Genomic DNA, 21,346 nt, shown 5'->3' with positions numbered 1-21,346 from the left:
TCAGCCAACCGCGATCGGGGTGAACGCCGCGGTCTGTTCGAGATCGTCGGTGAGCACGATGTCCCCGACCTGCACCCAGCAATGGGCTTGAAAGGGGAACTGACGAATTGCGATCACCAACACGCTTCGATGACCGCGCCCGCTCAGGTAGGAACTCAGAAGCAGGGCATGGGGAAGGCACCTCGAGAGCTTCGGTATGAAGGGACGCATGGAACGAAAGCGTCGGGCCGCCGCGATCGTCTCAATGTCTGCGTCTGGAGCGCATCCGCCTTCGTAGGGGATCCAGCTCGCTGGGCGCCCGATCCGAAGGGCCCACAGCGCAATCGGTAAGGCGGTGAGCAGTGAAAGCCAGTCGACCAAGCCCGGGCGATCGCTGGTCCGATGCTCGTAGGTGTCGAGATCTCTGCGTCCGCGCCGGATCGCGTGCGGATCGATGAAGCGGACATCGTCGTCGATTGTGCCCAAGACGTCGGCGACATCCCGCTTTCCGCTATCGCCCACGGCTGAATCGTGCGGGATTGCCAGGTATCCATCGCGTGCGAGATCGAGGACGATCGTCAAGCCGTCGAGGTTTACGGCGCGGTAGCGGGGCGAATGCATATTGAGCTTATGGGGAAGCGTCGATGACGCCTCCCCAAGTCCCGTCAGACGTTCTTGCGAAGGAACATCGGGTTCTCGAGCTCCGGCGTGTCGGTGCCTCCGATCGCCTTGGTGAGTTCGCGGGCGCTGCCGAGCTTGATGGCCCGACCGTTCTGACGTGTCTTCATGTGCTTACTCCACCTCTGTCGCGCAGCGGGATTGGCTGCAGGTGGAGTGGGCGCCCTCCACCGCACCTCTTCGAGTGCTTTTCCGAATCTTTTTGCAATCGGAAGATGGGGCGATCCTGACCGGTCAGGCGGACGGCGCGTCGCGGTCAGGTGCAGCCTGGCACATGCAGAGTTCGCGCGCTCGCGGACAGGCCGACGACTCCACATAGACGAATCGGGAAAGCGACTATTCGAACGCCCGCTCGTGTCGCTTCGAGTGTTCGAAGACACGGCGGGCAATCGCAGGCGCTGCCGAAATGCAATCGGCGAAATGACGCCCAACGGCCGAGACGAGTTCTGCCTTCTAGCCACGGCCGATAAGCTCCTCGATATGGGACAAATTCCGTTCGGCGTCGGAAATGACCTGAAGCTCGGCCGCGATATAGGAATTCATGCGGAGCGCCGACTGATGGAATTTTAAAGCCGCGGTAGGAAGGTCCGAGGCCAGTGCGAGCGAGATGAGCACGGCCTCCACCCGCGCAACGTAGCGTTCAAGATGCGGCCTCATCACATCGACTGGCCGCACGAGGTGGGTCGCCAATGCCTGGGCGGTTAACCCCACGAACCGGTATTCTTCGGCCAATTCGTGCGCTTGAAGAAGGACGAGCGAATAACCGTCCCGGTAGCGGGTGCCGAGGATGCCCTCGCCGCGAAGGCGGGCCAACGCCTCGCGTACAGGGCTTGGGCTGATACGAAGTTCGACGGCGAGCGCGGTCACATCGATCGCTTCTCCGGCAGTCCACCTGCCCGCCCGGATAGCCTCACGGACGAACTGAGCTGCATACTCATGCGCACCACCTGAGAAACGAGACTTCGTCACCATCGTGTACGATGCATCGGCTGACACTGGATGGGCGCACGGATTCCAACTTGGGGCCGCCGTAGACGGCAATATAATGACCGACGACCAATAGGATCGCGAAGCCAGCGCTTGATCATTGCGCCGCCGCCGCAAGCTAGCCGCGCCTGTAGCGCAAGAGGGCTTTCGGGCCAGACATACCCAGGCGGACGGCAAGGAGTGCTGGAGCAGGAAGTGTCCGGTGGCTTCACCTACTATTTTTAGGCTGGAGCCGTCACAGGTCAAAGGTGATTTTTTATAGCCGGAGGCGGCCAGCTCGAAAGACCGTCGGACTGGCGTTTAGATCGATCTCGTTTAGACCGGGGCTGATGCGCACCGATCTTGATCACCTGCCGGCCGACAAGCGGCGAGAACTCGGAGATGTGGTTCGGATCCTCGTCGCGGAGTTCGAGGACGCACTGGCTGGTCGGAACGCGCCCCACCGGAAGGCCGGAAGGATCCTGAAGATCATCCTGTTCGGATCGCATGCTAGGGGTGATTGGGTAGATGATCCGGTCGGTGGATATTTCTCCGACTTCGACATCCTCGTGGTCGTCAATCATGACGGACTGGCTGACGTTATGGAGTACTGGGCACAGGCCGAGGATCATCTGGTGCGCGAGCAGACGATCACGGGCACGATCCACACATCAGTGAATTTCATTGTGCATAGCCTGAGTGACGTGAATGCCCAGCTTCGGCGTGGACGGCCATTTTTCGTCGACCTCCTTCGCGACGGGATCGCCCTGTATGAAGCACCGAACCATCCGTTCGACCGGCCGAAACCGCTATCGGATGAGGCCGCGATCGAGGAGGCAAATGCATCGTTCCGTCAGTGGTTCGTCAATGCCGAGGAGTTTCTGCTTCTCGCGAAGCTCGCGAAGGGCGAAAACCTGAACAATAAGGCTGCTTTCTTGCTGCACCAAGCCGCCGAACATCTTTATCATTGCACGTTGCTCGTGATGACACTCTACAGCCCGAAGTCGCACAAACTTAATCGGCTGCGGTCCTCTGCAGGGTTGTTCAACGCTGACTACAGGCCTTTGTAATTGAGTGGGATATCGAGGTCGAGTGCGCCTGCCCAAAGGGCTTTGGCGACGTTAGAGACGCCGTTGTGGCGCAGGATGTTGAGGGCGCAACTTCGTGCTCGCGCCATGATACCGGGATTGGTTCGGATGCGGCTTTTGTCCTCACCGCATGATACATCGCGGACATAGTGGTTTCGGTTTTCGATGCCCCAATGCCCCCGGATCACGGTTTGCCAATCACTGGCTGACAGGCCGGATGCCGAAGTGATATACCAGGCCACCTCGCTTCGCGGTTTCCATTCTCCGGTGGCGGTGTTGAAGATCAAGGTTCGCCTGGAAACGCGAACGACGGTCTTGATAAGCGGTTGCCAGTCGGTGCGGGCCAGCGCGTCGCCGACAGTGAACACTTCAACGGTGCGATCTTCTTGGCGATTGCGTGCAAGTTCGCGCGTGGAGGCTGTATCGTGCGGGGCGTTACCGGCGGCGACGGTGCTGACCGCTTCAAACAGGGTTCGCTGGTTCTTCTTGAGCTGGGCAACCAGATGATTGCCCGTTGCCAACGCCGCCGCGAATGTTTTTTTGTGCGTGCATGGCGTCGACTGTGAACAGCCGTCCGCTCAATCCCCCAAGGTCCCGGCCCAGCGTCGCTATCATGTCTTGAACGGCTGGGATTTCGTTACTTTTCTCGTCGATTGCCAAATGAGCGAGGATGATCTGGTCATCATGGGCAAAGGCGCTCATGAGATGGGCCGCCTTGCGATCGTTGAAGGCGTCGAAGCTGCCACGCAGGGTCTTGCCATCGATGGCCACGCAGATTGGTTTTGCAGCATCGCCGGCGTCTACCCCTCCAGTGCCAAGTGTCGCTGCGTGACGGCGGAACGCGCTCTCGAGAGCTGCGCCATCGAGGCCGTGCAGTATGAAGCGAACCGACGAATAGGCAGGCGCCCGCTTCAGTGACAGGTCGAAAGCCGCGTTCAGCCGGTCGAGATGGGTTTTGATAAAAGCGTGAACCTGACGATAGGACACAGCGCCAGACAGCATCGCCAAAACCGTGAAAAGCAGGATCGGAGCGAGCGGATATGTAGCGCGACAATCTGGATGCGAAGCGCGTCAATCAGGATGAGAACTGATTGTCGCGGCGCGACAGGGATGGCGCGTCTGATTGTCGCTGGCAAGATTTATGTGGCGGTCTGATTGTCGCTGGGCATCGACTGCTCGACCGTTTTGATTGTCGCGTAGGTCGGCGGTCTGCCAGCACCGGTATGTCGCTGGACGGCGGTACGACGCCGGTAGCTTTCGACGTTCATCTCGAAGATGGTTGCGTGGTGGACGAGGCGGTCGACGGCCGCGAGGGTCATGGCGGGATCGGGGAAGATCCGGTTCCATTCGCCGAACGGCTGATTGGCGGTGATGAGCATCGAGCGTTGTTCGTAGCGGGCGCTGATGAGTTCGAAGAGTACCGAGGTCTCAGCCTGGTCCTTGGTGACGTAGGCCATGTCATCGAGGATCAGCAGATGGTATTTATCGAGCTTGGCGATGGCGGCCTCCAGCGTCAGCTCGCGACGCGCGACCTGGAGGCGCTGGACGAGATCGGATGTGCGGGTGAACAGCACGCGCCAGCCATTCTCGATGAGTGCGAGGCCGATCGCGGCAGCCAGGTGACTCTTGCCGCCGCCCGGCGGGCCGAACAGGATGAGGTTGGCGCCCTGTTCGAGCCAACCGTCGCCCGCGCAGATCGCCATGACCTGGGCACGCGAGATCATCGGCACGGCATCGAACGCGAAGCTGTCGAGCGTTTTGCCTGGTGGGAGCTTGGCCTCGCCAAGGTGCCGCTCGATGCGGCGTCGATCGCGTTCGGCGATCTCGTGTTCAGCGAGCGCGGCCAGGAAGCGGGCGGCGGGCCAACCCTCCTTGTCTGAGCGCGCGGCCATCTCGGGCCAGTTGTGCTTGATCGCGGGAAGGCGCAGATCGTTGAGGATGAGGGTCAGACGTTGCGCGTCGATCGGCTGGGTCATGCTGGTCATGCCGCCGCTCCGTTCAGCAGGATATCGTATGTGCTGAGCGCTGCCAGCGTGACGACGACCTCGGGGAGTGTTGCGGGATCCGGCGCGAAGCGCCGGCGCAGTGCCGCCATGTCCGGCAACCGACCGGCATCGAGATCGGCAGCCAGGATATCGGCAAGTTCTGACTCGCAGGCCCGCTCGTGCGCGAGCGCGAGCAGCTCGACCATCGTGCGACAGGCGACACGATCGGGCAGTTGCTCGAGGAGACGATCGAACATCCGCCGATACGCCTCGCGCGGGAACAGCTGCTCGCGGTAGACGATGCCGATCAGCGCCATCGGCTTGCGCCGCAGCGAGTGGATCACATGACGATAATCAATCACGTGACCGTGCTTGCCGTTCCCGGCCGATCGCCCGCGCAGGAGCGTCATCAGCCTGGTCGCGCCAAGGAGGACATCGAGCCGATCATCGTATAGCCGAACGCGCAGACGGTGCCCGATCAGCCGCGAGGGGACGGTGTAGAACACCTTGCGCAACGTGAAGCCGCTGCTTGAGGTCACGGTGACGATCACCTCCTCGTAATCGCTGGTCCGCCGGTCGGGCAGCTGCTGAAGATGAACGCGCTCGGCATCGATCCGTGCTGCCGCCCGGCGGTTCTTGGCGGCGATCACCTCGTCGATGAACTGCCGATAGGCGGCAAGGTCGTCGAACGCCGCACTGCCGCGCATCAGCAGCGCGTCGCGGATCGTCTTCTTGAGGTGACCATGTGCGCTCTCGATCGATCCGTTCTCGTGAGCGATGCCGCGGGTGTTGCGGCTCGGCGTCATGCCGTAATGCTCGCACAGCGCATCATAGCGGCGGGTCAGATCCGACTTGGAGTCAGCATCGAGGTTACGGAACGCGGCCGATAGACTGTCGGTGCGATGATCAAGCGGGCTCCCGCCGAGCGCCCACAGCGCGTTCTGCAGCCCTTGGGCGAGCGCGACGTAGCTCTCGCCGCCGAGGATTACATGGGCATGCTCGAACCCCGACCAGACGAGACGGAAGTGATAGAGCCGATGGTCGAGGCGCACGCCGGCAACGGTGACGTCGAGATCGGCCATATCGGTGAAGTCCGACAGTCCCATCCGGCCCGGCTCGTGGGTCTGGCGGAAGATCACCTCCTGCTCCTCGCCATGGACCGCTCGCCAGTCGCGGATGCGCCGCTCCAGCGTCCGCCGGATCCCAGTGCCAAGATCGGGATGCCGGCGCAGCATCTCCTCGAACACCGCAACGGTGCGAAGGCCGGGCGCTTCTATCAGCAGCGGCACGACCTCGGCGTCGAAAATATCGGCCAGGGGATCGGGGCGGCGTCGTCCCCGAACCGCCTCCTTCTGCGATGGTAACCGCGGATCGCCAGCAACGCGATATCCGGTCGCCGTGCTGAACCCGGCCTTGGCAGCCGCGGTCGCGACGCCGTCACTGTGTCGGAACTTCATATAGAGCCTCATCTGATGATCGTTGATGTGGCGACCGGGCATCAGCGGCTTCCTCTGCGAGCGAGGAAGCTGGAGATACCCGACCGACCTTGATCATCAGCGGCAACGCCCCGTTAGGAACGCGCCATCGCGAGGGGCCACGTCGGCTCCGGGCTACGCCCTGCGCCGCCGCAGCCCCTCGCGATCCTCATCCTGATTGACGGCGCGTTCTCATCCAGATCGCCGCGCCGCACGGATACATCTTGCCCTGCCCGCGACGCGGGTCCGGGATCTCGCCAAAAGTCGATAAAAGCGTCGGCAGCATAAGAGCAGGCAATCCTCATCAGTGCCGCGCCCTTGAGTCAGAAAAGTATCTGCTTGGGAATCCTCAAAAATCCCGTCCTACAACGACCTCATGCTGATCATGCCATTAGCGTTGAACAGCCCTGCGGTCCTCTGCGGAGGGCTTGGCGCCCTTGCTGATGGAAGCCTGGCCACGGGACACGCGCTTCGCTCAGCGAGCCTTCGAACTGCTTCGGCGGGCCTATGTCGAAGCGCGATATTCACCGCACTTCAAGATCACGGACCAGGAACTCTCCTGGATCGTGGATCACGTCACGATCCTGGCGCAACTCGTGCGAGGGGTCTGTGAAACGCAGATCAGTGGAAAGGCCGCGTCTCAGCGTCGGAGCGAAGGCGGGCCAAAACCGACATGAAGCGTCGTTGCAAGAAAGTTTCTGACAGCCGTTCCCTTTTGGCGAAGGCCACGGCGAGCCGTCATTGGTGTACCGAAAGAACGATCGCCACGCGTTGATTCTTAGCGCGCCCAACCGCATCATTATTGGGTGTTATCGGCTCGTTCCCTCCGCGGCCTTCGGAACTAAGCCGAGACCTCAGGATGCCGGCGTCATGCAATGCTTGCACTATCCATTCCGCGCGCGCGCTCGAAACGGCCTTATCTGCGACATCGTCTCCACTGGCGTCGGTGTATCCAATCACATGGAGCCGAACGTCTGGATAGGCCTGCATCATTGTCGCAAGTCGTTCTATTCGGGCTTTTGACTCGATCGTCGGTTCGACTTTTCGGCCCACAAACTCATTTCCCCCGAGCTCAAAGCGCCGCGGTTGCCTGTCGTGCGTCGCGAGCCAGTCGATCAATTCGCGGCCTATGGTTCCGTTCGGCGCGATCATTACTGCCGTACCTGGTAGACTTACGATGCTATCCACATCGCCGGTTGCTCCCTGCTTAGTAGGTGGGGCGGATTTATCGCATCCTTGGACTGCAACGATCGCGAGCGCCGTTAAAACACATAAAGCGCTTTTAGGCAGCCTGGAGCCGACTTTTGAGATCCTGGCCTTATCAATATTCCCACGGCCCCTAGGCATTACTGCTTCCGCCAAGGGAGCGACGCCCGAAACTACGAGAGATGAGCACATGTCGCCCTCCGATTTGCATGCGACGCCAAACGCGTCGGCCGTGCACGAGCAATGCGCTCTCGATTTGCTAATATCGATTAGGCACTGTGCCGTCTTGATCACACTTTTGTATGATGAGACCGACCGCAAGATTAACCGTCAGAATGAGATTTATTGGCGAAGAGAAGATGCATACGGAGGCCGTCCCCGCTTTGCTGCGCGCACCGGGAATAGTGTGAGGCGGGCCAGCGCCCCGACCTTTTCTCGGAGCCGATTGATCCGTCACTCGCCCATGCCTTAATCATGGCTGTCAATTTGACCGACGTTATCGGGGTCCACCGCCGCAAAGTTTCAAGGCGTCGCAGGTCCTCCGCGCTTGTGTCAGCCGCACCGGTCTTTTCGTCTCGCGACTGTCCATTTCGAACGGCCGTTGCAGAAGGCGATCTAAGTCATGCAGGGCACATCCTGAGCTAGCGACACAGAGCGCCGACCGTCAATGCGACGGGGTGCACAAGCGACGGTGCGCTTAACACCCAAGTATGATGACCCGACCCGGTCGTCTGATTCACCCTTATCTCAGCGATTGCGACAGTGCCCGCATCAATTGGCATAGGAACCAAAATATGCAGTCGCTCCGTCAAATCATTTCGAAGCACGGGCTCGCAGCGGAGCTCTCGGCGCTCTTCGCATCTGTGGTATTTTTGGCGTATTTGCTCGTAGATGCGCTCCAAGCTGGGGACGATGGCGGCCGGGCGTTCCGCGACATCGTCGTGGCATTGATCTTCAGTGGCATCGTCACCGGAGCCGCACTCGCTCTGGGCGATCGAAACGCACAGCCCCTGGGAGCGGGGCGGGACGATTAGGCCGTGTATCCATGCATTCGGTTCATAGCCGTCCGCGACGCTATGTAGGACTTCGCCCTTTACGCAGCGCTATGAAGCTGTGGGTGATTTGTTGGGGCCTGACAGCCTTGATGTCTGCGTTCACCGCCATTGGCCGAGAAGATAGCAAATCCAAATTCCTGTTTCGGGGTCGATGAACACAACGGCGATATCGAGTTGCGAAGCCTATCTCATGCCACGTTCTAGGCCATACTGCGTCAATTCAACCGGCGTCCAGGCGTTAGGTGTTTGAATGATGACGCTCGCGCCGATGCGTTTGGGGTTGCTCACATCGATCCCAGCTGGCTTCGAGTTGCCGGCTTTGGCCTCGGTCGGGCGTTTCGACCTCCTGCGACATAGCCGCGGGCGCATCGGCAGGCGGCGTGCAAGAATGAAAAAGGCAAATCCATGACAACGGCACTCAAGGCGATCCACACCCACGCTTTGGATTTCTGGCTCGCCCGCTTGTCCGTAGTCGTGGTCGCGTCTCTGCAGCTTCTCATGATCAATGACTTGACCCTCGGGCCGCGGTGGCTTGCCCCAGGGCTCGAACTAGGATTGTTGCTCCCGCTAGCGGTCGCGACGGCGCGGACGCAGATATCGGCACGCGATGCCAGCACTGAGGCGCATTGGCGGATCGTGGCGAGAGCACGACGTGGGATTCGCTCGCTTGCGCTGATCATGACCGCGCTGATCACGCTGATCAACTTCGAGGCGTTGATCGAACTCGTCCTGGCGCTCCTCCACGGCCACGCTTCCAAGATCGGTCAGACGTTGCTGCTGGACGCACTTAATATCTGGGCCACGAACGTCATAATCTTCGCCTTGTGGTTCTGGACAATCGATCGCGGCGGTCCGGCCTCTCATGGACTGGTCGACAATTTCAAATGCGATTTCCTGTTCCCGCATATGACGATGAACAGCCCAGAGGCTGCGCTATGGAAACCCGGCTTCATCGATTATCTGTACCTCGCCTTTACCAACGCCACGGCCTTCTCGCCAACCGACACCTTGCCGCTTTCGCGCCGCGCCAAACTTATGATGATGTTTGAGTCTGCCGTGTCGCTATTGACCATCGCGTTGGTTGCCGCACGTGCAGTCAACATCCTGGCGTGAAGCCTCGCTTAGGAAGCCTGCAAGGGAGACCAATGTACAGATCCCCGGCGCATGGCGCCGGCAACGTTTTTGGCATTGGCATGTGTAGCGCTATATCAAAACAAAGGAGCGGCGAGTGCATCGCCTCGCCCGTCGGGACGGGTTTCGAGCCGTCCGGTGCTCGGAGGCCGACGCCCCGATCTCGTCGCCTTCAGCCCAATGCGTCAATTATCAACGGACCGAGCTTTGCAGTGGCCGCTGCATGGCGCAACCGCTCCGCTGGATCGATCCGCTCGCGGCGCACGGTGATTGTCGGAGCCGCTCCGAGTCTTATGGCCAAGCTGCACATGCTGCGGCCGATGCCCACGACGTGCCGCATCGCGCCGTCTGTGAGCAGTGCGCCGGCGGATGGCGACAAGGATCTAGTCCTTCCCGCGACCCCGTTGGGGACGAACACAAGTAGGCCCTCAGCTTTGGTCAAAACGTGCACCGAAGGCGGTTCCGAAGTAGTTCCGGGATGAATCGTCGCGAACCGCCAACCTTCGGCGAAACGCTCGAAGATGGCCGTGACGATAACCGACTCGCGCGTGGCAGCGACCACACGAAATGGCTGGTCCCGACCGGAGCTCGGGCCCTGCAGCGCACGCTGCCAGTCGCGAAGCAGGAACGTCAGCACGGCGCCGACGCTGTCGTTCGGCCGGCGCGCCGCGAGGCGCAATTCAATGTGTCGCTTGAGTTGCGGATCCCATCTCCTAAGCCGAAGCTGGTCGTCCGACAATATCGCAGTCACCCCGGATTTTGGGTGTCGGCCCACGGGCGTCTTTGAAACGACCTCTATGTCGCCCGCGCATCCCCGAGCGATAATACGAGAGGCGGCGGCTCGCTCCTCGTCATCGATGTGGACGAGAAAGTCGGACTTGAAACGGCGGAGGGCCGGGCCGGTCAAAGCATTTGGATTTTCAGTCATACCCGGTTCCTTGAAGCGCGCGCCCCATGCGGTGCCGCCGAACGCGGCCCTGCCGTTGCGCAGTCGATAGGTGCCGCGGCGGCCACTCCACGGCACCGCATCCTCATATTGCGGATAAACGTGGTTGCCACTCGCCCCCATGGATGACGGACGACATCAAGGTATGATTGCCCGCTAAGCGGATTTCTGCGTATCCATCTAGCGAGAGCCGCGCTGCCTCAGTCACAGTGGCAATGACGCCGAGTTTATCCCCAATGCGGTTCAGAAATGGACCGGCTAGATCGGGGCGAACTCGCCCTACATTGCACCGCGAGCAGCATGCAAAAATGGCTGTAGTAAGAGCTTCAACGGGTCGTTGCGCGACGAACTGCTCAACGGCGAGATCCTATACAGCCTCACCGAAGCAAAGGTGTCGATCAGGGCATGGCGGCGGCACTAAAACACGGTAAGTTCGCGCAGCAGCCTGGGCTACGGCTCCCTCGAAAGCGGCTTCACCGCCCTATCCGGACTCCGGTTCCGCTTCGCTCCACCTCCGCCCGGATATGGCGCCGCGACCTTAATCCTGAAGCAGTCAACACGGTCCACTCGGCGGGAGCAGCTCACGTCCGCGGACAGCGCTAGCACAAACGGAAACGTCGCCGAGCCTGGTTCACGCAAATGACCGATATGACAATTGAATGACCGCTGTTATGATACTGGGCGAAGGAGCATCGTAAGGGGTAGCGGCTATTCGGGCCTTCGTATTTGTCGCGCTCACGCTGGCGGCGTCATTGCCTACGCCTGTCAATGCGGCGGCGCGAGCAGTCCGTCTTGAGCGAGGATCCCTGGCAACGGCGCTTAACAAACTCGCGGCCGACTGGGGAATAGACCTCATCTTTGTCTCGGAAGATTTGGCCGGACGCGTGACTACGGGACTTAAGGCCCGATTAGACTTCAAAGACGCTTTAGAAAAGCTGCTCGCGGGTTCTGGTCTGGCCGCAGCGCAGGTGGGACCAGACAGCTTCGTGATCCGCCGAGCGTCGGCACCGCCTGTGCAACAGGCTGTGCCCGACATCATCGTGACCGCACGTCGCTCGCTAGACGCGGACATGCGACGGACCCGCAACGACATCCAGCCATATCGAGAGTATAGCGCCGAGGATCTGGCCGGCTCCTTTGCGGATAATGCCGATAGCTATCTGAAGGCCAGGGCGCCGTCGAACGCCGAACTCCTATCTCCTGCGCAGAACCCGTCTCGCGAGAGCGGCAGTGTGCGCTCAGAGATCAATTTGAACGGGCTAGGGCCGAAGCAAACTCTCGTATTGGTCGATGGGCTCAGGATGCCAAGCCTGCCCTCTTCTTCAGTTGGGTTTCTGCAACCAGACGTCGCTGCGCTTCCGATTGGCGAGATCGCCAGGGTCGAAGAGTTGACGGGAACGGCGGGGGGTATCTACGGCCCTGGCGCGACGGGCGGTGTCGTAAATTTCATCCTGAAACGTGAGTATCGCGGCTTCGACGTGAGCGCAGGCAGCACAACGGGGCTACAAGGAGGCACCGGATACCGCATTGACGCTCGCCTTGGCTTCAGTCCCGACGATGGACGCACGAACATAATGGTCGCAGCGTCTCGATCGAAAGTGGACGGTCTGGCGAGAGGAAGCCGAGATTTCTACCAGCAGGCAGTCTCTACGGCGATTGCAAATAATCCCTCATCATTTCTTGAACTTCTTCCCGCGTTCAATGCAGTGACGATCTATAGCGCTGACAACTCAAAACTGACGCTGAAATCCGCTTTCTCGGGCGTTCAACTCGGATCGACATCCACTTACTTGCCGCTTGGCGCACAGCTGTCTACCTCGAACCTCACAGACAAGCTGGTCAGAAACGCCGGCGAGAATCCTACGCAGATCGCTTCTGACGCGAGGGGGGCCGCTGGTGGCCTTCTTAGCCAGGCCGTAACAACCTCATTACTTGCTACCGTCCGCCACCGTTTCGGGTCGAACATTGAACTTTTTTCGGACTTGATTTACCTGTCGGACGTTGGCCGCTCGACGACACTGTACGGTATCCCTTACGGGGTCATTAACGCGGATGCGCCAACAAACCCATTCCAGCAACCTATAGTGGTCGCGTTTCCCTTCTCGGATTTTCCGATTGCTTTGCGTACGCGAAACGAAACTCTTCGCTTCACGGTGGGCACGATCGTTGGACTTCCTCTCGGCTGGACGGCCGATGTCAATGCGGGGCTAGGGTATGCAAAAAGCCAGACAACGAATCAGGGGCGCGAGCTATCTTCTGAAGGTTTCGACGGGCTGAGCACGGGCTTGCCAAGCCCCGATGGCGGACCAACTTTGAATCCTTTTGGCGACTGGACCCTCTTTCGTAAGGGTCTCGTAGCTTATAGTCAGGCCAGCACTATAAGTTCTAATGTTGTCAACCGGTTTTCGGATCTAAGTGCAAGACTGGCGGGACCTATCGTCCGTTTGGCAGGTGGTGACGCGACAGCCACAATCTTGATCGAGCGACGCGTAGAGCGCGTTCCTCCATCGAAGACTACCAATACCGATTATTTTAGTGGGCCTGTAGTTCAGCCCTACTTACTTCAGAGGGTAACTTCCGCACATGCGGAACTCCGTCTACCCTTCCTCTCTCGCGCCGACGGATTTCGAGCAGTGCGAGGGCTCGAAGCGCAATTCGCGGTGCGCGGCGACAGAACATATGTCGAGGGTCCTGCGATTATCTCGCTACACGGGGCCGAGCCAGTTTACGGCGACGATGCGAACAGCACAACGAGCATAACAGCTGGGCTACGTTCATTTCCCACACGCAACCTGATCTTGCGTGCAAGCTTAGCAACTGGCAGCCTTCCACCGTCTGGCGATCAGATCGCTGCCATACAGACGATCGCCTTCGGTAGCGATCCCCTTCGGAAGGGCGAATCCCTCGGGGGAACATATTCGGTCGGCGTCCCGTTACTTGTGGGCGGCTCACCCAAACTCCGTTCAGAACAGGCCACGACCCTCTCAACGGGCGGGGTTCTCGACTTCTCACATGATCGGGGCCCTCGTGTATCCGTCGATTATACTCGCATAACTAAACGCCATGAGATCGTGGCCCCCTTGAACGATCTTCAGGACCCAACCTTCTTGTTGTTGAACGTTGCCGACTTTCCCGGACGAGTCATCCGCGGCCCTCTTTTATCCGCTGATGTCGCCAAGGGCTTTGACGCTGGGCCTGTGGTTTCGATCGATGCGACCGACGCGAACCTCGGACGCTCTGTCTTGCAAACCCTCGCGGCCGACGCGGAGTGGCAGGTCGAGCTAGCTAGGACGTTTGGCGTCCGGCTGTACACGTCGGCAACCTGGACGCTTGATCTACGTCGACGGGGATCGCCAGGACAACCGTGGGTGCGCTTGAACGGTCTAGCCGATGGGCCGCCGAATTTGAAGGCGAACGGGGGCATTGAAGTGCGGCTCGGACGAGCCAGAGTTGATCTTAATGCACAGTATTTTTCGAGGTATAGCGTTTTAGAATCGACATCCGCCCTGCCCGGTGACGTTCTCTCACTTCAGGGTTCTCCGTGGGTAGCGTGTCAGCTCTATTTTGATCTCGCGGTGAGTTATCGCTTCGGACTGACAGGGATTCATGGTGAAGCGGGATCACTGTTAATACGGGCCGGCATTTTGAATCTGCTGGACAGTTCACCACCGCGCTATCTTGATTTCTGGGATAACACGCAGGGATACAGCTACTATGGCGATCCCCGGCTCCGTCGTTTCAGTCTGGTTATTCAGATGCAATTCTAATCCGGGGACATCTTCACTTGAAACAGCAAGCGGGGTCCAGTTATGCTAGCTCAGAGTTCCATTATTTACTATCCTTCCGGCGAGGTCCACGCTGCCTCAGTTATCTCGTATAAAACGCGAGCGTAATCCGTTTTCACGTCGGATCGCCACGCTTTTTCTGGATGCTGATCCCGTCAACCGCGCTGTCTTGAACGGGGCTGTTTAGGTCGCGCTGACGATCGTCAATCCAAGCTAAGAACGCCTCGTCGCTGGCAAAGGCGAGCTCGATCTGCTCCCGCGCGGCAAGCATTGCCGGCGCAAGCAAGAAGCGGTCCATGTCTCGGCACCAAACGTTCCACACGGCAGGGTCGACCAACCCTTGCTCCCGGAGAGTGAAGATCTCGAAAATTATGCCGAGAGTAGCAAGCGCCTCCGGTGTCATCTCTAGCTAGCTCAGCCGGAGATGTCATGTTTGACTGACCCGCGGGTCTGAAGGCGCGATGGCCGGCACAGCGTCTCCGCGGCGTCTGCGCCGTCTGCATTAGAAAGGACTAACAAGCAGCCTGCGCGAAACGAACATGCGCGCATTCGCCGATTTTTCGGAGCGAGCTTTTGGGATTGCCTTGCTGTTGGGCCGGCGGCTCGTCGTAGCATGCTCGAGGACGTGCATTGATGCTCTCCGGCAGGTCGGGCTTGTTCGCCTTCCTCCGCTTCGTCGTCGAAGAGGCGCTTCAAGGCCGCGGGTCCACGCTAAAGGAGCTGGTGATCGGTGACGCGCTCTACGGCGGCAATCAAGCGTACGATCCTAGCATCGGCTCGACCGTTCGCGTCGAGGCCCGTCGCCTTCGAACGAAGCTGGACGCCTACTACGACGGCATGGGCGCTGAAGACGAGGTCGTCATACTCATCCCAACCGGCGGCTACGCCCCCCTCTTCCAACTTAAGAGCACGCCCCGGACGCAGCGCTCCGAACGCGGGGCGTGTGCGGTTCTCCCCTTCCTACCGTCGCTCGCGGTTCTGCCGTTCACCTCCCTTGGCGCCGCCGAAGTCGAAAGCGCCTTCGCGGAAGGCGTGACCGATAAAGTTATACACGCCGCCGCATGTGGCGCCCCGTTCCGCGTCGTCTCACGAGCGCTCATGTTTCAGCTACGAAGCGCGCGCTATTCGCTCGGTGAATTCGCTGCCGCGACGAACTCCGACCTTCTCCTCCACGCCACCATGAGGCGGACGCCGGACTTTCACCGCATTTCAGTCGAACTAGCTGATCGCGTCGGAGACGTCGTTTGGTCAGATCGCATCGACATCGCCGGCGGTTGCGGTCTTGAACTTCAGGAAAGGATTGAAGCATCGATCATGGCCCGGCTGTCCTCGTATACGGCGTTCGGCGGCTTCGGGCACAACTAAGGCTTCTCCGCCGAGGCGAATCTCGGTCCGATCCCCTCCACTTGAAGAGCGGCGCTCGATGGAACTGGCCGCCCACCGATTTTTCATGGGCAGTGGCAGAGAGACGCGGTTGAAACGATCGTCTCAAGCGAGTGCGCGAGCCGCGCTGTCCCGGCACAGAAATTTACGAGCGAGATGGGCTTAGATCGCGTCGGCTGTCGCGACCCGGAATCGATTACATGCCGAGGCACTCGACCCCTTTTAGAAGCAGCTGCATAATGACGGTCGCGAGATGCTCCTGGCTCTGCAGATCGCATTCGCCCGAGACGTCGGTTCGATGCGACCACATCACGCACCCAGTTCGGTCGGACATCTCGATGGTGACCCGGTGCATGGTCTGGCAGCGACGGATGGTGCCATGCACCACGAGGTCCGCTCCGGTTTCGGACGCGACTTGCGTAAGCGTGAACCGGCCAACCCGGTATTGGAAAACTACGGCACGTGACGTCGCGTCGAACCGAGACGAATTCTCCGCCGCGTAGATGATCTCGTCCGTGAGACCCTGCGCGAAGGCAGCGTCGACTTCGCTCGGCGACAGGGAGACGAAGGGAAGTACGGCAAGGCCGATCCGGCCACGCAAGGGTCCTTCGGATTTTATCGGCGCCGGCGCGCGGGCACCGACCGGCCGCCACCGTCCGTTCGCGGCGAATTGCGGCGCGTAGGCGCCGACCGGGACGGAGATCCAGATCTCGTCGTCGGCACCTGGACCTTCGTTGTAGGCGTCCAACTTCTTGCGGAGGCGCCGCGCCTCGACGCGAACGGTCGAATCGATCCGCGGATCGTATGGCTGCGCGCCCCGGTAGAGCGCATCGCCGATGACGAGCTCCTTCAGGGTATCCCCTCGCCCCTCGAGCGCTTCCTCGACGACGAACCTGCAGAATGCGAACAGCTTGGCGGAGCTTGCGAACGCGCGCCGGCCGACTCGGTCGAGCTGAGCACGCACGGCTTCAGGCGATATCGGCGAAGATCCGGTAGGCTGATTCTTAAGCGCTGCCGCGACCGAGGAGATCGGCGCGGAGAATGCCGCTCGGCCTAAACCCACCTGACGGCGAGGATTGCCTACAGCCTGTCCCGTGCTGGCGAGTTCGAGTCTCATAAAGCTGTGTTCCCCGTTCGACCACGGACGCTTTCGCTGGTCATTAGCCGAGACGACATCCACGTGAGGATCCACACCGCTTCTTGTTCGCATTTCCGATTTAATTGTCGATGGGGGGATCCGCCGGCCGTCGAAGAGGCTGTTGTCATTGCCGGCCAGGACGGCGTGAATGACGTGACCTTGACGCCCGTGCGGTCGATAATGACGACGATGCGCAAGCGAGGCCCTGCCCGCCCGCAGCCGATGTCAGCTGCGGACTATGGCCAAAGCGGTTCGACCTTTCCAGCCTGCACGACCAGCGGCGGCGAGGCGTTGGCAGTCTCATAGCCATGGCAAGGCTTCGTGGTGTCGAAAGAGGCATGACCGACGAGGCGTCCGCGCCTCACTCTGAGCTCCGCTTACGTCGCGGTCGCTAACGCCTTCGACAAGGCGCCGCAGGACGGCGGACGGCTGCCGCGCGCTTAGGACCAATGGCCTTGCGCCGGGCGAGCAGTAGACCGCGGTCGTCCGCCCCGGAGCCGAATGTGCCTGTGGGAGCGAACGAATCGCCGATGCCCGCGTGGGCGCCGTTTGATCGCGGGCGCTTCAACAGCTTGAGCCGCAAGCCACGCGCTTACGACCGCTCACTTCCGCGACGTCGAAGCCGAGCGCAGACACGTAACCGCTTATTAATGAGGAGAATGACCGTGTGTGGCGATAAACCGACGACCGGCGAAGAGGCCATTGCCAATGACGATAGCGGGCGCAGCCCATCATCGGGTTGCCAATCAGAGGAACTCGCTCGCGTGCTGAAGGAATATGGCGGTGTGTTCGCCGACCTGGCGAATTCGCGAAGTCCGTCGATCGCCGGTTTGCTTGACTACTATGCGGCACCGTTCCGCATGATGACGGCCGAGCGCGCCATCCTTCTCCTTTCGGAGGAGGACCTTCTCGGGCCGCTGGGCCTGGGCGGGGAATTGCATCGTTTTCGAGACGGTGGCTACTCGACCACGACCCTGCACCGATGCGAAGTGCGCCATGCGTCCTCATACTTAGCGTTGGTCGATGCGGTGTGGATCAGATCCGGCGCAAACGTCGCCGATCTGGAAGTCGCACTGACCTATGGGCTCTGCTGCACAGCCAGGGGCTGGCGGATCGACGCCATAGCTCCTGTTGACTGAGCCTAAACGGCCTGACCGGACGTAAGTTTGAAATGAACAGCGGCGACCTCTGGACGCCGAAGACGAATGCCGCCGATAATGCGCCGCGACGCGGCGCATTATCGGCGGAGGTTGCACGCAAGCAGCTTTGGTTCATGCTGCCGCCGTCGCCAATCCGGCAGTAATGAGCGGATATGAAGTCGATTCGAGGTGCCATCAGTCCCGCCACGTAAATGCAGTCGGGCTCGTTCCGACGCTCGATTCGTGTCGTACCCTGCGGTGTCTGGGGGTCGACTAGGACGGACGATGTGTTGCAATGTGCCTACGCATGTGCCGTCCGGGACCGATCCAATCCTCGCCGATGTGGCAGGCAGCTCAGCATGTTACCGGTCGCGCTACTCGCACTACCCGAACGGGCAGATACCTCCACGCTCCCAGGCGGCTTGGCGGCCTTTCCATCCGCCGGTCCGGTATGCGACCGACTGCTCATATATGCCCCGGCGGGCGGCCAGTATGGGATCGTCGGACAACTCGATGCCATCCGTCACCTTCGTCGGGTCGTGCATCATGACAGCGTCGCCGATCTCTTCCACCGAGGTTGGGCGAGAAACTGTTAGTTTGCCAACGACGAGCCGTTCGCGGTCGTCCGGCCAAGGCGCGCTCGGATCATCGAGAGGATCGCCCTCTCCGGCAAACTGCAGGACGAGATTGAAGACGACCGGCGCCGAACGCAGCCTTTCCTCATACTCTTCGAAAAGATAGTTAGGCGGACGCCGCTGTAACTCTTCGAGGGTCTGCCCTGGGCCGCCGACTTCGGGCTCCCAGTGATATCGGGCGTAGCGAAATGTGCCTTCGTCGTTCACGAACCTGAAGGCGTGAAGCATGTGGAATGTCGTCTGCGAGAAGCTGACTGCGGACGGAAGCCCCTTGGCGAGTTTGACAGCGTGCGCGATCCACGGACGTTCTTGCAGAAGTGCTGTCACCTTGGCCCCATCGGGCTTGCCGGTAGTCGGATCGGGTTTGATGGCGGTGAGGAAGTCCAGAGTCTCATCCGGCGTACGTGCAACGAAGAGCGGGATAGCCAGGGCGACGAGGTCGGTCGAAGTGCCATCTGCCAAATAGAACCTGACAGACATCGATACCGTCGTCGCCGGCCCCAACGGATTGCCGGACCTTGAATTGGAATGACGCACAGTGACAGGAACTGCGTCTCCCTGAAAATGCAGCGCGTGACTTACCTTTTTGGCTTCTGGAGTCGCGCAGAACGAGGCGGCGTAATAGCGGCCCGATGCATGCACGTCGCGATAACCTGGATGGAATCCGCCGAAATCCTGATGGATGGCGTCGACCAGCTTCGTGGCCAAATAAAATTGTCCGTGATTCATGTCCCGTCTCCTTGCGTTCGTTCAATCAGCCTCGCCAGGGCAGGTATGGACAGCACGCCCGAGCGACCAAAATCGCCCGGGCAACCTGCCGGTCGGGCGTCAGGCGCCTTGAGCTACGTCGAGTAGCTGATCGAATGCCTTCATCACCTTCTGCCCCTTCCACACGTCGCGAACCGTCACGTTCGGGTAGGCGGAGTAGAATACGAAAGACCCAATTTGATGATCGGCGAGGTATTTCCAGATCTCCGGGCTGCGAACTCCAGGAAATCCTACGCAATCCTCGAGCTCTTTGTCGATGTGATCGGGGATGATCGTCGCGAAGTCCTTGATATACTGCTCGAAGTCTCCGTCGTATGTGCTGGCGAACAAAAGCCGTGTACCTCCGTCAATAAGCACGAAACGCAGATCGTGCACCGTAGCTACCTTGTCCAAAAGCGGAGCATCGGCTGTAATGTAGTCGCCCAACCGCATTTGGATCCGCTCGGCTCCGCCGGGGTTCAGCGGGAAGATGGCACAGAACTCATGCGCCTGGCCCATCGCTCGACCCTTGTCGTTCATCCCGGCGGGACTGGAATGCGACGAGCCGGTGGAAGCGGAGTTATGATTTGCAGCGTCGGTCATTTTACTTCTCCTTGTTTAAACGATTCTAAGTGAAAGCGAGGCGTATGGACGGCAGTTAGCTCGACAATTCCGAGAGCCATCGCAGCGCGCGAAGGCCGGGCATGAAGCAATATTCTCCACCGCGAACCGCTGCGAACTGTGGAAGACCGTGTAGACGTCGGCGGATGGGTCGACGGGGTATCGTAAAGTCACCCGGCTGAGCGGAGTTGCCTAGAAGCGGATCCTGCTCCTGGCCGTGTCCGATGAAGTTGCCGTTCGCGATCCATTGCGACTGCACGAACTCGAACTGTCGACCGAGATCGGTGCCGATCAGCAGGAAAACACCACCGCGATCGACGCCATCGTCCTGCGTCACGCCTTCTGGCAGGGGTGCGCCGAAGTTCGTCCCGCGGCGGATGAACTGGTGGCGGTCAACGGCGACGATATCGTCCTTCAGAGCATCGCGAGGATTGACGCGGCGGATATGCGCGCTGAACGGACAGGCCAAACCCTTGTCATCGTTCGCGTAGCCGAATCGATTATTTCTTTCGGGATCGGCGCCAAGAGCGGCGTCGTCCCGATCTGGGGCCAGGACGAGCGGCGCTCCGCTCCGCCATCGACCCACCATCTTGGCGGCCAGCAGTTCCTCTTCGTCGGGAGACGACGAGTTCTCGCGGAGGTAGCGGCGAAATTCCGCAACCTTCGTGTGAAACTTACGGACCGCCACGTAGGCGCCGTTTCGGCGCAGGATGTCGGGCGACGGAGTCGTTGCCGTCCGACCGTCCTCGTCCGGGTAGCCGAGGACGATTTCACCTGCCTTAAGCACGGGGCCGTCCTCGAGCGGCCCTACGCCAGAGGCACCCTCGACGCGAGGATTGTGCAGACCATCCTTAAAGCCGAAGGGATTGCGCCCGTCCGGAAGCTCGCTGAACGGCAAACGATACAGCACCTCGATCGCAGGCAGGTCGTGGTGGCTTTGCCGGGCTCTCTCTAGCATCGCCTCCAGTCCGGTTTCGTCTTTGGCGTAGATGGCAATCAGAACATGCGCGTCGGTCGAACCAAACGGATATTCCCATCGATCAGGAGAATTTTCGCCGGTGTCGCCCAAAACTGTCGCCCGGGCCGCCATCCCTTCTCGAAACTCCAATGGAAAGGACTCAAGACAATCGTTCGAGAGGCCGATCGCGCGAAGTCCACTAAAGGTGAACGCCACGCTGAGCCATCCCGTCAAAGATGGTGCCCAAGAACTGTCGGCCGGCGCCACATGCGGCAGGATGCGACGCAGCATGTCGCGGCCCTGGACCGGATCCGCTACGTTGAGTACGACGTATTCGCCCTTGTAAGGGGACGGACGCGGCCGAAGAATCGTCGCCTGGATGTCGCCTATTTCTACAGTGGGTACGAAGGCTTGTGCATCCGACGCCATGA

General features: G+C 60.3%; 18 protein-coding genes and 2 pseudogenes. 7 read left to right on the top strand and 13 right to left on the bottom strand.

Features of this window, described 5'->3' with window-relative positions; translation table 11 throughout:
• The 3 genes from ACVWYO_RS13815 to ACVWYO_RS13805 all read right to left on the bottom strand — a co-directional run bounded on the left by ACVWYO_RS13815 (position 1) and on the right by ACVWYO_RS13805 (position 1,629).
• Positions 1 to 561: a lasso peptide biosynthesis B2 protein gene (locus ACVWYO_RS13815; protein WP_457351684.1), complete on the bottom strand. Its 561-nt coding sequence runs from the start codon at positions 559 to 561 to the stop codon at positions 1 to 3.
• An 83-nt stretch (positions 562 to 644) separates the two neighbouring features.
• Positions 645 to 767, bottom strand: coding sequence for a hypothetical protein (locus ACVWYO_RS13810; RefSeq protein ID WP_457351682.1), 123 nt, complete (start codon positions 765 to 767; stop codon positions 645 to 647).
• Between the two features lie 343 nt (positions 768 to 1,110).
• Positions 1,111 to 1,629 (bottom strand): GntR family transcriptional regulator, encoded by a 519-nt coding sequence (locus ACVWYO_RS13805; RefSeq protein WP_457351680.1) that lies wholly within the window; start codon positions 1,627 to 1,629, stop codon positions 1,111 to 1,113.
• Positions 1,630 to 1,973: 344 nt separating this feature from the next.
• Between ACVWYO_RS13805 and ACVWYO_RS13800 the strand changes: the two genes are divergently transcribed.
• On the top strand, positions 1,974 to 2,693 hold the full coding sequence (locus ACVWYO_RS13800) for a nucleotidyltransferase and HEPN domain-containing protein (RefSeq protein ID WP_457351678.1): 720 nt from the start codon (positions 1,974 to 1,976) through the stop codon (positions 2,691 to 2,693).
• On the opposite strand, the pseudogene ACVWYO_RS13795 reads toward ACVWYO_RS13800, so the two are convergent.
• From ACVWYO_RS13795 to ACVWYO_RS13780, 4 genes and pseudogenes are all read right to left on the bottom strand, one after another.
• Positions 2,678 to 3,746: pseudogene (locus ACVWYO_RS13795) on the bottom strand (ISAs1 family transposase); the annotation flags it as partial. The gene ACVWYO_RS13800 and the pseudogene ACVWYO_RS13795 sit on opposite strands and share 16 nt — an antisense overlap.
• Positions 3,747 to 3,850: 104 nt before the next feature.
• The gene (gene istB, locus ACVWYO_RS13790) at positions 3,851 to 4,687 is read right to left on the bottom strand and encodes an IS21-like element helper ATPase IstB (RefSeq protein ID WP_457351676.1); all 837 of its coding nucleotides are present in this window, start codon (positions 4,685 to 4,687) and stop codon (positions 3,851 to 3,853) included.
• Positions 4,688 to 4,692: 5 nt separating this feature from the next.
• Positions 4,693 to 6,195: an IS21 family transposase gene (istA, locus tag ACVWYO_RS13785; RefSeq protein ID WP_457351674.1), complete on the bottom strand. Its 1,503-nt coding sequence runs from the start codon at positions 6,193 to 6,195 to the stop codon at positions 4,693 to 4,695.
• Between the two features lie 714 nt (positions 6,196 to 6,909).
• Positions 6,910 to 7,323: an OmpA family protein gene (locus tag ACVWYO_RS13780; protein WP_457351672.1), complete on the bottom strand. Its 414-nt coding sequence runs from the start codon at positions 7,321 to 7,323 to the stop codon at positions 6,910 to 6,912.
• A gap of 764 nt (positions 7,324 to 8,087) precedes the next feature.
• On the opposite strand from ACVWYO_RS13780, the gene ACVWYO_RS13775 reads away from it, so the two are divergent.
• Positions 8,088 to 8,411: a hypothetical protein gene (locus ACVWYO_RS13775; protein ID WP_457351670.1), complete on the top strand. Its 324-nt coding sequence runs from the start codon at positions 8,088 to 8,090 to the stop codon at positions 8,409 to 8,411.
• Positions 8,412 to 8,837: 426 nt separating this feature from the next.
• Positions 8,838 to 9,545 (top strand): hypothetical protein, encoded by a 708-nt coding sequence (locus ACVWYO_RS13770; RefSeq protein ID WP_457351668.1) that lies wholly within the window; start codon positions 8,838 to 8,840, stop codon positions 9,543 to 9,545.
• A 190-nt stretch (positions 9,546 to 9,735) separates the two neighbouring features.
• On the opposite strand, the gene ACVWYO_RS13765 is transcribed toward ACVWYO_RS13770, so the two are convergent.
• Complete coding sequence (locus ACVWYO_RS13765) at positions 9,736 to 10,491, bottom strand: hypothetical protein (protein WP_457351666.1); 756 nt, start codon at positions 10,489 to 10,491, stop codon at positions 9,736 to 9,738.
• 232 nt (positions 10,492 to 10,723) lie between these two features.
• On the opposite strand from ACVWYO_RS13765, the pseudogene ACVWYO_RS13760 reads away from it, so the two are divergent.
• Together ACVWYO_RS13760 and ACVWYO_RS13755 are read left to right on the top strand one after the other, a co-directional pair.
• A pseudogene (locus ACVWYO_RS13760) lies at positions 10,724 to 11,051 on the top strand (integrase core domain-containing protein); the annotation flags it as partial.
• A 210-nt stretch (positions 11,052 to 11,261) separates the two neighbouring features.
• Entirely contained in the window at positions 11,262 to 14,276 is a 3,015-nt protein-coding gene (locus ACVWYO_RS13755; protein ID WP_457351664.1) for a TonB-dependent receptor, read from the top strand.
• Positions 14,277 to 14,409: 133 nt separating this feature from the next.
• Here ACVWYO_RS13755 and ACVWYO_RS13750 read toward each other — a convergent pair whose 3' ends face one another.
• Positions 14,410 to 14,697, bottom strand: coding sequence for a hypothetical protein (locus ACVWYO_RS13750; protein WP_457351662.1), 288 nt, complete (start codon positions 14,695 to 14,697; stop codon positions 14,410 to 14,412).
• 227 nt (positions 14,698 to 14,924) lie between these two features.
• On the opposite strand from ACVWYO_RS13750, the gene ACVWYO_RS13745 reads away from it, so the two are divergent.
• Entirely contained in the window at positions 14,925 to 15,659 is a 735-nt protein-coding gene (locus tag ACVWYO_RS13745) for a hypothetical protein (protein ID WP_457351660.1), read from the top strand.
• Between the two features lie 214 nt (positions 15,660 to 15,873).
• Here ACVWYO_RS13745 and ACVWYO_RS13740 read toward each other — a convergent pair whose 3' ends face one another.
• The gene (locus ACVWYO_RS13740) at positions 15,874 to 16,794 is read right to left on the bottom strand and encodes a hypothetical protein (protein WP_457351658.1); all 921 of its coding nucleotides are present in this window, start codon (positions 16,792 to 16,794) and stop codon (positions 15,874 to 15,876) included.
• A gap of 686 nt (positions 16,795 to 17,480) precedes the next feature.
• Here ACVWYO_RS13740 and ACVWYO_RS13735 point away from each other — a divergent pair.
• Entirely contained in the window at positions 17,481 to 17,954 is a 474-nt protein-coding gene (locus tag ACVWYO_RS13735) for a DUF6841 family protein (RefSeq protein ID WP_457351656.1), read from the top strand.
• A gap of 383 nt (positions 17,955 to 18,337) precedes the next feature.
• On the opposite strand, the gene ACVWYO_RS13730 is transcribed toward ACVWYO_RS13735, so the two are convergent.
• The 3 genes from ACVWYO_RS13730 to ACVWYO_RS13720 form a co-directional block, all read right to left on the bottom strand.
• Positions 18,338 to 19,318 (bottom strand): catalase family peroxidase, encoded by a 981-nt coding sequence (locus tag ACVWYO_RS13730; RefSeq protein WP_457351654.1) that lies wholly within the window; start codon positions 19,316 to 19,318, stop codon positions 18,338 to 18,340.
• 99 nt (positions 19,319 to 19,417) lie between these two features.
• Entirely contained in the window at positions 19,418 to 19,939 is a 522-nt protein-coding gene (locus ACVWYO_RS13725) for a hypothetical protein (RefSeq protein WP_457351652.1), read from the bottom strand.
• Positions 19,940 to 19,994: 55 nt separating this feature from the next.
• Positions 19,995 to 21,344: a Dyp-type peroxidase gene (locus ACVWYO_RS13720; protein WP_457351650.1), complete on the bottom strand. Its 1,350-nt coding sequence runs from the start codon at positions 21,342 to 21,344 to the stop codon at positions 19,995 to 19,997.
• Between the last annotated feature and the right edge of the window lie 2 nt (positions 21,345 to 21,346).

It is taken from the genome of Sphingomonas sp. UYP23, from assembly GCF_054059235.1.
The sequence above is the reverse complement of the archived record's forward strand: the minus strand, read 5'-3'. Positions and strand labels throughout refer to the sequence as shown.

Bases quoted from the DNA above. Each gene is read 5' to 3' on its own strand.
- ACVWYO_RS13810 (WP_457351682.1), bottom strand. From the start codon at position 767: ATGAAGACACGTCAGAACGGTCGGGCCATCAAGCTCGGCAGCGCCCGC.
- ACVWYO_RS13805 (WP_457351680.1), bottom strand. From the start codon at position 1,629: ATGGTGACGAAGTCTCGTTTCTCAGGTGGTGCGCATGAGTATGCAGCT.
- ACVWYO_RS13800 (WP_457351678.1), top strand. From the start codon at position 1,974: ATGCGCACCGATCTTGATCACCTGCCGGCCGACAAGCGGCGAGAACTC.
- istB (WP_457351676.1), bottom strand. From the start codon at position 4,687: ATGACCCAGCCGATCGACGCGCAACGTCTGACCCTCATCCTCAACGAT.
- istA (WP_457351674.1), bottom strand. From the start codon at position 6,195: ATGCCCGGTCGCCACATCAACGATCATCAGATGAGGCTCTATATGAAG.
- ACVWYO_RS13780 (WP_457351672.1), bottom strand. From the start codon at position 7,323: ATGATCGCGCCGAACGGAACCATAGGCCGCGAATTGATCGACTGGCTC.
- ACVWYO_RS13775 (WP_457351670.1), top strand. From the start codon at position 8,088: ATGATGACCCGACCCGGTCGTCTGATTCACCCTTATCTCAGCGATTGC.
- ACVWYO_RS13770 (WP_457351668.1), top strand. From the start codon at position 8,838: ATGACAACGGCACTCAAGGCGATCCACACCCACGCTTTGGATTTCTGG.
- ACVWYO_RS13765 (WP_457351666.1), bottom strand. From the start codon at position 10,491: ATGACTGAAAATCCAAATGCTTTGACCGGCCCGGCCCTCCGCCGTTTC.
- ACVWYO_RS13750 (WP_457351662.1), bottom strand. From the start codon at position 14,697: ATGACACCGGAGGCGCTTGCTACTCTCGGCATAATTTTCGAGATCTTC.
- ACVWYO_RS13740 (WP_457351658.1), bottom strand. From the start codon at position 16,794: ATGAGACTCGAACTCGCCAGCACGGGACAGGCTGTAGGCAATCCTCGC.
- ACVWYO_RS13730 (WP_457351654.1), bottom strand. From the start codon at position 19,318: ATGAATCACGGACAATTTTATTTGGCCACGAAGCTGGTCGACGCCATC.
- ACVWYO_RS13725 (WP_457351652.1), bottom strand. From the start codon at position 19,939: ATGACCGACGCTGCAAATCATAACTCCGCTTCCACCGGCTCGTCGCAT.
- ACVWYO_RS13720 (WP_457351650.1), bottom strand. From the start codon at position 21,344: ATGGCGTCGGATGCACAAGCCTTCGTACCCACTGTAGAAATAGGCGAC.